Genomic DNA, 11647 nt, shown 5'->3' on the forward strand with positions numbered 1-11647 from the left:
CCGGGATCAGTGTCAGTTCTGAATGATCTCAACCGTATGGTTTTGTCCATCATCCTTCAGCGGTATTCTGTCATCAGGGAGGAGAACACCATCCAGCGTCACGCAATATTCTGCATCGCCGCGTGAAACACTAATCTGATAATGGCTTTCACCATATTGATATGCCATAGAAAAAGACGACCACTCATCCGGTAACCTGGCATGAACACTAAAGTCAGTGCCGGAACGTTTTATCCCCAGTAATTCCTCGGTAAGTAAACGCCAGGCCCAGCCTGCGGAACCGGTATACCAGCTCCACCCTGCACGTCCGGTATGGGGAGCGACGCTGTAGACATCAGCACTCATGACATAAGGCTCAGCTTTATAAATCCCGACAGAGTCCGCATTCAGGGTATGATTTACAGGGCTGAGCATTGACCAGAGTTGCCAGGCTCGTTCGGCATTCCCCATTCGGGCAAAGGCCATCACTGCCCAGATGGCGCCATGCGTATACTGCCCTCCGTTTTCCCGCACGCCGGGCAGGTACCCCTGTATGTAGCCCGGATTTGGACCGTGTCCGTCGAAAGGAGGCGTTAACAGTTTGATCAGCCCTCCTTCGTTATCCACAAGGTGCTTATCCAGCGCCTGCATGGCCTTTGCGCACCGTCCCGGGCTCGCGGCGCCGGACAATACAGACCAGCTCTGCGCAATCGCATCAATCCGGCAGTCCTGTGAGGTTTTCGATCCCAGGGGAGTACCATCGTCAAAATACCCGCGCCGGTACCATTCCCCATCCCAGGCGTGGGCTTCGAGATTACTTTGCAGGCGCAGAGCCTGTGAACGGCACATCGCGGCGACGCTTTCATCCAGCCTGCGCTCCGCCAGCGCTGCAAACCGCTGCAAAATGTCGTACAGGAAGAAGCCCAGCCAGACGCTTTCACCTTTGCCTTCGATACCCACCCGGTTCATCCCGTCATTCCAGTCACCAGCCCCCATCAGCGGCAGGCCATGCTCCCCGAAGCGAAGTCCATAGTGAATAGCTTTGACGCAGTGTAACCAGAGTGTCTCTTCGGTGCCGCTGATGACCGGCGTGTCATAGACAGACTCTTCACCAGGCTGAAGCGAGCGTCCCTCCAGATAAGGAATGCGTATTTCCAGTGCATCCATATCCCCCGTCGTTTCAACATAGTGGCAAGCAGCAAGCGGCAGCCAAAGATAGTCATCGGAACAGCGGGTACGCACACCGTTGCCGTGTGGCGGGTGCCACCAGTGCTGCACATCCCCTTCGATAAACTGCCGTGATGCACAGAGTATTATCTGTTCACGCATCCGGTCCGGAGCAGCGTGGCTCAGAGCCAGCGTATCCTGCAGCTGATCGCGAAAACCAAATGCACCGCCAGACTGATAGTAGCCACTCCGGGCCATAAGACGGCAGGCGACCGTCTGATACAACAGCCAGCCATTAACCAGTAAATTTACGGACGTGTCGGGGGTGTTAACTACGATTTTATCGAGAACATTGTGCCAGTGATTATGAATCCGGTTCAGCTCCTGGCGGACCGTATCCTCGTTCATGTAGCGGGCCAGCGTCTCCTGAGCACAGACATCATTCTCCTCTGCGCCGAGGATAAAAATAAACGTCCTCTGGTCCCCGTCAATTAATGTAACCGCCGATTGCACCGCTCCGCAGGGATCCAGACCGGCCCCCGTCTTACCAGAAAGCTTTTGCAGTTTCATGGCCGAAGGGGCGTGAAGGGAACCATTACGGCCAATAAACTCCCGGCGATCCCCTGTCAGAGAACAGTCATTACCGCTGACGGCAAAAAATGCAGTTCGGCCGCCACCATTATCACCATAAAAGTTATTCGCAAGCACCCCGCAGCCGCCGGGCGTTCTGGCCACATGTGTCACAATGTGAGGGGCTGAGCGCGTTCGTGTTTCTCCGAGCGTCCACTCTACATAGCCTGTGACGGAAAGTTGACGTGTCCGTCCCGAAGAGTTGCTGAGCGTCAGGAGCACCAGTTTAACCGGATCTTCTTCAGCAACCAGGACCGTCAACTCGCTGTCTATACCACTCTCACGATGGGCAAAAACGCTGTAGCCAAAACCATGGCGGGTCAGGTAATCACCGTGTCCGCGAACAGGTAAAGCTGTCGGCGACCAGCACTCCCCGCTCTCTTCATCGCGCAGGTAAAATGCCTCGCCGCTGCGATCGCTCACCGGATCGTTCTCCCACGGCGTCAACCGGTATTCATGGGCATTCTCATACCAGGTATAGGCCTGCCCTGCCTCTGAGATCACACAGCCAAAACGAGAATTTGCCAGTATGTTCGACCAGGGAGCCGGTGTAAGCGCATTTTCCCGAAGGACGATCTGATACTCCCGCCCATCCTGAGAAAATCCACCGTACCCATTGAAATGGCATAACTGACTGGTATCAGGGCTCCAGTCCGTATGTTGATTACGGTCGCGCACAGCACGCGGAATGAATGCCCTTGCCGGCGATTTCAGGGTATGAATACGCTGGTTAAGCTGCTCATTAATACCCCCTGCGCGGTCATCAAGATAAAGACAGGCCACGCTCATCAAGAGCAACTTATCCTCAGCGGAGAGATGCTCACCGTTCCGGACAAAAAGCCCGCCCTTTTTATCCAGCAGACTGGCTTCAGACCCGGCATAAATTAACTCCATAATCTGATTTTGTAATCCCTGCTGGTAGCCGCCGGGGCTGTTATTCAGGATAACCAAATCAACATCCAGCCCTTTCTGTCTCCAGTAACGGTGTGCCTGAATCAGTGTGGTCACTGAGGTGATACTTTCCTCGCTGGTTATACTCAGCAGCACTATCGGCAGATCCCCTGAAATTGCCCAGCCCCACAGTCCGGACTGGCCACGCCGGTTGCGGCCGATCGCCTGGCCTTCGGCTCGCAGCTCCTGGACAGGATAAAGCACAGCGCTGGCGAGACTATTGAACAACGTGGCATCATCTTCACTGGCGTTCATCTGGCGCAATACCACCAGACTGTGAGACCAGGCCAGTTCAAAGACGCGATCGGCGATAGGGTAATCGCGATATTTCTCCAGCAACGCCAGGCTCTGCTGACGGGTCTCGCTGATGCCATAAATGATATCAATCGTAACCGGCTGCCCCGGCTGCAGAATGATGGCGTGGCGAATTGCCAGTATCGGATCCAGCACCGAGCCCGACGTGTTGCTTAGCGTCCCTCCCGCCTCTATTGCCAGGGCATTCGCAGGGTTTCTGCCACGTCCAATAAAGCTTGCCCTGTCCGTTTCAAACGACACGTTATGTCGGTTATCGCCGTGCACCACCATCATGTGAAACAGGCAAGGGCCCGGTTCATCCGGTGAGCGCGGGCGCCGGTGGCAAAGAATAGCGTCACGCTCAGGAGCCAGCTCAGTCTGAATAAACAAATTGCTGAATGCCGGGTGTGCCAGATCGCTGAAATCAGGTGCCAGTACCACTTCAGCATAGGTTGTCAGCTCCAGAGAGCGAGGTTTGCGACCACGATGAATCAGTGTGAGCCGTCGCAATTCAACATCATCCTCCGGAGAGATCACCACCTGAGTTTTGACGCTGAGTCCCCCGAAGCTGCGTCTGAATTCTGCCCCCGCATCGGTGAATAACACTTCCTCGTCTTGTCCGCTGGTGTAGCCTGTCGGTTGCCAGGTATTGCTCCACACATCTCCCGTCTGGGTATCGCGGAAGTAGCAAAATGCTCCCCAGTTATCACGGGTGGTATCACTGCGCCAGCGGGTTAGTGCAATATCATTCCAGCGACTGTAACCACCGCCCCCCGCGGTCAACATCAGATGATAATGGCCGTTGGACAGCAGTTGAATATCCGGGGTGGGGGTATCCACGCTATAGAAAATACGGGGTTCATAGCGGACGGGTTTGACCCTGCCCTCATGAGATTCAAAATGACGGCGCGGACTGTACAGATCGACCGCATCCGGCACGCGCTCCTGTAACAGCAGACTCGCTGACCGGAATACCGTGCTGGACATAAAGCGTTCAGTCATGGGGGCGTCAAGCAGCACATGAGCCAGCGCCTGAAATGCCATACCCTGGTGATGCGCCATCCAGGACTGTACCACCGCATAGAGCTGACCGGTTGCAAGACGTGAGGGGGTATAGTCCAGCGCTTCATAAAAACCGTATTCTCCGCGTGCACCATTTTTTTGCAGCCTGAACAGGTTCTCACAGGCTCTCTGTGGGGAAACCATCAGCGCCAGCAGCGTGGCGTAAGGAGCAACAACCATGTCATCGGCAAGCCCCCTGCGCAGACCGAGACCCGGTACGCCAAATGCCTGATACTGATAATTATGCTGAACATCAAAAGCATGATAGCCAGACTCTGAAACACCCCATGGTACCCCGCGTTCTTTCCCCCAGTTAATCTGGCGCATAACCGCCGACTGACTCATTTCATCGAGCAGGCTGCCGGGCCAGGTGGGCATCACCAGATTCGGCATCAGATATTCAAACATGGATCCGCTCCATGACATCAGGGCAGTTTCATTATCAATCGTGGTAAACAATCGACCCAGCGCGTACCAGCTTTTAAGAGGCAGCTGATTAGTCGCAATGGCAAGAAAACTGGTCAGGCGGATTTCAGATGGCAGGAGATCGTAGTGGCTTTTGTCAGGCATATTGGTGTCACAGTTATAACCGACGCTGAGCAGACTGGTTGCTTCACTGTACAGAAAGGCGAAATCCATCCGGGCATGCTCATCCAGCCGCTGTTCCAGCTCGGTGATAATATTGAGTCGCATTCGGGCCTGCTCCGCCACTGACGCCGGAGGCGTTCCTGTACCGGTTAATGTCGGACGGGCAAGCTCGCTCAGCGTCGGCAGCGTCTGTTCATTCCAGGATGCAGGCAACCAGCCAAGCAACAGAGACCACTCATGGCAAAGCTGAACCAGTTGATGCTCCAGATGTCCAGCCCAGCGCATCTGAAGAGGAGATCCCTGATGACATGCGCTGGTCAGATGGTTGCACTGGGTGCGCATGCTTTTCAGTTCGCTGAAAAGCGCCTGCGGAGAGAGCGACACCGCGTTCAGGCAATGCTTGCGCAGCAGTCTCAGGCTGTCAGGTGGGTTCTTACCCCACTGTTTTTCCAGAATATCCAGCGTATCGTTCAGTCCTGCCAGTATCTGTTGGTTGCTTAAAACAGGCTGATGACGCATGGCGGACAGGCCTGCACGAAGGGTCAATAAATGCCCGGCCATATTGCCGCTGTCGACGCTGGAGATATAGCGTGGACTTAGGGGGGCCAGCGTACGGGTGTCATACCAGTTGTAGAGATGGCCCCGGTAGTGCTCCATTTTATCCATCGTGTCGAGCGTGAGCGACACGCGCCGGAGCACCTCTCCGCCAGGCAGGTAGCCAAAGTCCCATGCCGTCAGGTTAGCCATAAGTGAAAGACCAATATTGGTAGGAGAAGTTCGGTGTGCCACCGTCGGTTGTGGTATTTCCTGATAATTATCAGGCGGAAGCCAGTTCTCTTTTGCTGTGGCAAATGTTTCAAAAAAAGCCCAGATTTCACGGCTTGTCTGGCGTAACAGCTGTTTTTGTTCCTGATTAGGCGAAAAAACCTTACGCACGGGCTGGCGACTCAGCCAGCTCATCAGCAGCGGTGCCACACACCATACCAAACCGATCGGTAACGCAATCCCCAGCAGCTGCGGGGCAAATTGTCCGGTCAGTATTGTCAGCGCCACGCCACCGGCAACGTTCAGCCACATCGCCTGATAAAAACGTGCAACAGTGGGTCTGGCCTGACTGCTGTCCTGGCTGTGGCTGACCCACTGGCTGAGGTGACGCCTGCTTATCCCCAGTCGCCATAGCGTCACGGCGATCGCTTTCAGCGAATATCCGGCTTCGTGCGGCAGTATCGCAAAATTAAGGCTGATACCTGACAGACGCTTTAGCGCGCCCGCCCCCACCATTAACAGATGCGGCTTCACGCGGCGACGCAGAGGTTTATGCAGAAGGTCGTGGCTGATGCAGAGGATGGCTGGCAACAGCCATATCAGCAACAGTATGCCCAGCCAGTAAACCGGGTTGGGTACCCAAAGCAGAGCGAAGAACAGCAATATCAGTAAGGAGGGGGCGACCAGACTGCGACGTAGATTATCGAGTAATTTCCAGTAAGAAAGCGCGGTCAGCGGATTCCTGACCCGGGTTCCATCGGCTTTTCTGACGCGTGGTTTTAGCCAGTTAAGCAGTTGCCAGTCACCCCGGATCCAGCGTGAACGTCGTGCAACATCCGACAGATAATTATTAGGGTACTGTTCGTACAGTAACACCTCGCTCAGCAGACCCGAACGTGCATAGCATCCTTCAAGCAGATCGTGGCTGAGTACCAGATTTTCCGGGCAGATGTTGGTAGTGGCCTGCATAAAAATATCAACATCGTAAATCCCTTTGCCCACAAACGAGCCTTCTCCAAAGAGATCCTGATAAATATCCGAAGACATCATCGAATAAGGGTTATTGCCCGGTACGCTGCTGCGCAGGGCTGCGTAACGCCCCTGACCGTTGCGTGGTATCTCCTCCGCAAGACCGGGCTGTAAAATACCGAATCCTTTGACAACCCTCTGGCGTACCGGATCATACTCAGGCGTATTCAGCGGATGCGCCATCGTCGCGATGAGTTTGTGTGCCGTATCGCGCGGGAGCACCGTATCGCTGTCCAGGGTAATGACGTATTTTATGTGACCCGGTAAAAGGTGGGCAGGCATCTCTGCAACGCTGACGAATTGCGTTCCGGGATGGCGCAACCAGCTGTTCAGTAACGCCAGTTTTCCCCGCTTGCGTTCATAGCCCATCCACGCTCCTTCCGAGGGGTTCCATTCAGGCTGGCGATGTAACAGATAAAAACGTGGTCGGCCGGAGGGGTAGCGGCGATTAAGCGCCTGCGTATCGGCGATAGCCTGTCTGAGCAGCGCGTGACTTTCCGGCGAGGGTTCATTTTCAGAATCAGCAAAATCAGTGAGCAGCGCGAACCTGAGATTTTCGTTTTCATTCCCCAACCAGCAGACTTCAAGACTGGTGAGGAGCTGGCTGAAACTTTCGTGGCTGGTCAACATGCAGGGAATGACTAACATGGTGGCACTGTCAGCGGGAATACCGGCTGAAAAATCCATCCCCGGCAAGGGTCGAGGAACGCGAAAACGGGTGGTTGCATCACTGAGCAAATCGCTCATTAACTGAGTTAATGCGATAATCAGAGGTAATATCACCGCGATCAATAGCCAGTCTGCGCCCTGCATGGCGGTTTCGTGCAATATTGCTGCGGTCGCTGCGGTTGTCAGCAACGCCAGGCTTCCAAGCCATGACAGCAGGGTTATTCTGTTGAAACTGTGCCGCAAGCGTATGAGCCTTGAGGCGTCTGCCAGGAGATGAATATCCAGCGCCTGTCGACCTTCGCCCGCAAGATAATAACCAACATGATGTTCCGGTGTATCGGGCGCTTTTTCCTCTGAAAGCGCCAGCACCTTCTCAGCAACCTCAGGCTCGCTGAGACCGCTGTCCCTGGCCAGAACCTCAACTACGTGCCGGTAATGATCCCGGGTATTGAAGTGCATCCGGGGATAGATGCCGGCAGGATCATTGCGTAATGCCTGTTCGACAACGCTTATCGTTTCGGCGAAATCAGCCCAGTCCGTTTCACTCAATAAACGCAGGCCCGCGATGCTGTTACTGACGGACAGCTGGCTGGCGGCAAGCTGCTGATTGAAACTATGTATGAGAACGTCAGTGGTGATCCCCTGTTCCCGAAGGCACTGATCAACCCAGGTCAGAGGTAACGACAGCGCGTTGCCATGCCCCTGCAGGCGCCGCACCAGCTCTGCGACAAACGCACTGGTTAACGGAGGTCGGGAGCGCGCCATATCGGCAACCACCATGATTAAATCACCAGGCGCACTCTCTGCGCATTCGACAATCCTTGTTATCCACGTATCAGCAAGGTTTCTGTCCTGCTGCGCTTTTATCACTTCCATACTGATACGACGAAGATTTTCAATCAGCGCAAGGCGCAGCATTCCCGGTAACGCCCAGACTTCACCCAGCGTCAGCGGCGTCACCTGTTGATAGGCAGTGAGATAGCTGGTCAGGCTGGCGGCATCCCAGCGGCCATCGCCGTGAGCAATGGCCTCTGATGCAATATGATAAATTCGTGGGCAATTCAACGGCGATACAAGCGACGGAAGACCTTTGCCAAAGCTTTTCGGCAGATGCTGGCGGACAGTGCGGATTTGTTCCTCAATCAGATAATAATTGTCCAGCAGCCATTCACCGGCGGGCATGATACTGGTCTTTTTACCCGCGTTAAGCTCATAGCAGTTTTGGGTAATGACGGCCTCATTGTCGCCAAGCCGTTTCAGAAGATAATAAGGATGCCTATCCGGTGATACTTTATGAGTCCGCGCCAGCTTCTGGCCGTAGCGTTCCATCTGGACGGTCGAAAAGAGTTCCGACCGCGGCGAGCTTTCACCGGCAGGATCGTTCGCCGAAAACGTTATGTTTTCGGCAGCATTCATCAGAATACGGGAGCGGTTAAACCACGCTCTGGGGATCATTTTCATAGCATTGCTCTGATGCGACGTTAGCGCGCAGGAGCAGTTGCGAAATCAGTTCAGAAACGTTCTCTCAGGATGGGCGTCAGGCATCAGGGATTTAACAGCTGCCGGAATCTAACATAAGTATAGGACATGAGCTCTGTTCTGCGGTTTTGGTCGAGCTAGCGTCGGGAGATAAACAGAGCCTTACATCCGGGGCAAAGCATGGTCTGGTTGAGCCGGATTTTTGACAACGGTTGTACTGATTTTAAGCCACAAACAGGACAGGCAGCAGTGGCAGTAGACGCACTGCTGAAGAATTTCATTGCGTAATTGATAACAGACATAACCATTAACCTTTCAATGAATGAGCTTCACCGTACCACATGTGGTTAAGTTTTAATCTATCTATTTTGACACACTGAAAATCAGGAAAGATAAATGTTCGCAGCCACAGGCCCCCTGAGACCGTTTATCCGGCAAAACTCTATGCGGCTTCCAGGGATGAGTAATTCTGATTCGCGAGAGTTAACGGCTGAAATGTGAAGCAGAACGTCTTTTCGTCCATCAGATGGGATGATGAGGCCTTTACCACTAAGAATATCAAAGCTTTTGACAATTCCTGTCATTTTATGGGACAAGTCAATTCCTTATTGAAAACACGTAAAGACTATACATTGAAAATGGCATTCAGCCACTTTTATTTTCCCTACAGGACCTCTGGACGGCTAAAAGATAATTTGCTTATATCGATTCACTGTGCCTTAATGAATCCCATCAGTTCGATGTACTAATGAAAGTTAGAAATTTTCCGGGCAGTTCTCATTACCAGGCGCTATCGTTGATATCCCCTCTTTTGAGTCCATATGTTTAATCCTATACGTTTACTATCAATACAATCATGTATAACGGAGTCAGTATGACCTCTAGAATTATGGGCCTGGTTAAATGGTTTAACGAAGACAAAGGTTTTGGCTTCATCTCTCCTCTTGATGGCAGCAAAGATATCTTTGTCCATTTATCTGCACTTGATGGCGACAACTTTAAAACTTTATTTGAAGGTCAGAAAGTTGAATTCGCCATTCACCGCGGAGACAAGGGTCCTGCTGCTGCAAACGTAACACTTTGCGATAAATAAATCATTGTGGGTCTGCGATAACGATGAAGGATTATTCCTGAGTAGACAGATCCATAACTTAAATCAGATGAAAGTCGTTTATTCATAATATCTGATCAGCATATTTTTCAAAATTATGAGTATGCCAACCGATGTGATGAAGTGCAGTACTACTGCATAAAAAGTCTCAAAGCACAAACTAACCACATGTTAAATAAGAAGTGCGTAATGGCTTTGACCTTAATGGCATCTGCCAGTTAATATCCACGAGAGAACAGGGTAATAGAATATGACTAAAGTCCTTGTTTTCTTTAATGCTGAATCCTGTAAAGTCATGACCGTTCTGGAAGGTATATCCTCTATCAGGCAGGAATATCCAAACGGTGAAGAAACACATCTTCGGATTATGTCTGCAGGTTTTCCTTCCTTAACTGGCGATCATGGTATTGTTTACGTGGCTACTGACAGGGAGTTAACCTCACAGGAGATACTTGATGCGGCCAGGAAATATTTATAGCATTTTTGTCATGCTCTCTGCTCCACGTTTAATTGCATGCTTACCCTATTTATCAGAATCGAACAAAAAATGAGTTGAAAACATTTATGGCCTGCTAACAGCAGGCTTTTTTTTACATTACACTTTTTTAGAAACACCTCTATAAAGAGAGAGTAATTCGCTACCTTCTGACAAAATGCAGGTGTCTCTCCCCTGCGTGCCATCTTGCCATTTGTGAAAAACCTTGTTAAGTGGCGGCGCTGTCTCTCCTCATTTTAAATCTCATCAGGTGTGACTGAAGCAATAAGTTATGAGGATATAAAAAGGCTCTCCGGATGACTCCTGGCATCATAGTTTTAAGTACCTTCAAAAATGCATGGACATTTCGTAGGAGTTGTAATTTAGTTCTTGCACATTCTTCTTAATTTTCTCTTGCGACAAGAGATTTATATAAGTAGTCTAAACCTCGTTAATAACAATATGTCCCAATCGCATTAAAATGCTCAGTAAGAAAAATCGGGTCGATGAGCAACCGTCGACATTGGTATTTGCTGAACAACAAAAAAACTTTAAAAGGTCTCTTTATGTCAGATGCTCTAACACAGTTAAACAATATCCGTACCTTACGTTCTCAGACTCGTGAAATGTCATTAGATGTACTGGAAGATGTTCTGGAAAAGTTTAAAATTATTCTTATAGAACGACGAGAAGAAGAGACATTACGTCTTGCAAATGAAAGTCAGCGCCGCGATAAACTGGAAACACTTCGTCAGATGATGCTTGATGAGGGTATCGACCCCTCCGAACTTTTAGCTGCTATTGGCTCTCCGGGTAAGGCTAAAAGGACGCGCTCCCCCGCCCCGCGAAGTATCGATATACTAACGAAACTGGAGAGTCAAAAACATGGTCAGGTCAGGGGCGAATGCCGAAGCGGATCTCAAATCTGATTGCTGAAGGTGGGGAATTAAAAGATTTTGAAATCAGCTAAAAAGAGCCGGGTAAAACCCGGCTCTTTTTTGTAAATGCCGCAAGTTGCCTTAGAGAATAGTCGAGAAACATTTAGTTCCGTCGATGTAGCCGAGGCGCTGTTTAAAATCACAGTGCTGCTTAAGGGACAAACCGGTTATCTTGCAGATCGCTACAGCGAGTGAAAAGAGAGCCATCAGGAGCTTTCATTCCGAGTCAATCAGGACAAAAAATAACGTATGTTCTTCGTGAATCCATACTGCATGAGCTTAACAACGTATGCCATTGGCACTAAGTGGACGTAGAGAAAGTTCGCTTGGTCCGAGACGAAGTACGGTGAATCGAAATTCATCAAAACAGTCGCAATGCTGCTATTCGGGATTGGTTCATGAAGTAAATTTTTTGGCAAAATGGACAAGGCTGATAAATATCATACAAAAACAATGCATTATAAAATATGCTCTCTATGAACAACATTTGTGATCAACATAAGTTAAATT

5 protein-coding genes and 2 pseudogenes are annotated in these 11647 nt (G+C 51.0%); 4 read left to right on the top strand and 3 right to left on the bottom strand.

Going from position 1 to position 11647, the window contains the following annotated elements; all coding sequences use genetic code 11:
• Positions 1–12 precede the first annotated feature (12 nt).
• The 3 genes from HV355_RS23695 to cspF all read right to left on the bottom strand — a co-directional run bounded on the left by HV355_RS23695 (position 13) and on the right by cspF (position 9209).
• Positions 13–8595 (bottom strand): glucoamylase family protein, encoded by an 8583-nt coding sequence (locus HV355_RS23695; RefSeq protein WP_049137952.1) that lies wholly within the window; start codon positions 8593–8595, stop codon positions 13–15.
• A gap of 155 nt (positions 8596–8750) precedes the next feature.
• Positions 8751–8921 carry a YnfU family zinc-binding protein gene (locus tag HV355_RS24050; RefSeq protein ID WP_305955329.1) on the bottom strand — a complete coding sequence of 57 codons (171 nt, stop codon included), beginning with the start codon at positions 8919–8921 and terminating at the stop codon, positions 8751–8753.
• 75 nt (positions 8922–8996) lie between these two features.
• A complete protein-coding gene (gene cspF, locus HV355_RS23700) occupies positions 8997–9209 on the bottom strand; it encodes a cold shock-like protein CspF (protein ID WP_001446195.1) in 213 nt (70 codons plus the stop codon).
• Between the two features lie 278 nt (positions 9210–9487).
• On the opposite strand from cspF, the gene HV355_RS23705 reads away from it, so the two are divergent.
• From HV355_RS23705 to HV355_RS23720, 4 genes and pseudogenes are all read left to right on the top strand, one after another.
• Positions 9488–9706 carry a cold-shock protein gene (locus HV355_RS23705; RefSeq protein ID WP_000203924.1) on the top strand — a complete coding sequence of 73 codons (219 nt, stop codon included), beginning with the start codon at positions 9488–9490 and terminating at the stop codon, positions 9704–9706.
• A gap of 268 nt (positions 9707–9974) precedes the next feature.
• Positions 9975–10202, top strand: coding sequence for a hypothetical protein (locus HV355_RS23710; RefSeq protein WP_042714788.1), 228 nt, complete (start codon positions 9975–9977; stop codon positions 10200–10202).
• Between the two features lie 563 nt (positions 10203–10765).
• A pseudogene (locus HV355_RS23715) lies at positions 10766–11169 on the top strand (H-NS family nucleoid-associated regulatory protein).
• A 79-nt stretch (positions 11170–11248) separates the two neighbouring features.
• Positions 11249–11332 (top strand): annotated as a pseudogene (locus HV355_RS23720) (arsenical resistance protein ArsH); the annotation flags it as partial.
• Positions 11333–11647 lie beyond the last annotated feature (315 nt).

The organism is Enterobacter sp. RHBSTW-01064, assembly GCF_014103035.1.
GTDB lineage: Bacteria > Pseudomonadota > Gammaproteobacteria > Enterobacterales > Enterobacteriaceae > Enterobacter > Enterobacter mori.